The organism is Mesorhizobium sanjuanii, assembly GCF_002529485.1.
GTDB classification, from domain to species: domain Bacteria; phylum Pseudomonadota; class Alphaproteobacteria; order Rhizobiales; family Rhizobiaceae; genus Mesorhizobium; species Mesorhizobium sanjuanii.
In genome coordinates this window covers 1-251 of the sequence record NZ_NWQG01000341.1, presented here as the reverse complement: position 1 = coordinate 251, position 251 = coordinate 1, and the positions used below count along the sequence as shown (strand labels likewise).

1 protein-coding gene is annotated in these 251 nt (G+C 58.6%); it reads right to left on the bottom strand.

Annotated elements, in window-relative coordinates; all coding sequences use genetic code 11:
* A partial coding sequence (locus CN311_RS31785; protein WP_208866622.1) for a porin occupies window positions 1-251 on the bottom strand: 251 nt, incomplete at both ends.

The window sequence follows — 251 nt, the reverse complement described above, 5'->3', positions numbered from 1 at the left end:
CACCCTTGTTGCCGGCGACGTTGTACGTGTCTGCGCTTTCGCGGAAGGCATAATTGTTGAAGTTACCGAAATTGAAGCGGGTCTCGGTGTAGGTCCTCAAGGTGCCAAGCTCGGTTTCCTGGCCGGTCCAGGTCTTCAGCGCGAAGCGGGCGTTCTTGTAGAAGGTGTCCTGCTCGTCGCCGTCCTCATGATCGAAGGACTTCGCGCCATCGAACGAGCCGACGTCACCGACGCCGATGTCGTAACGGACA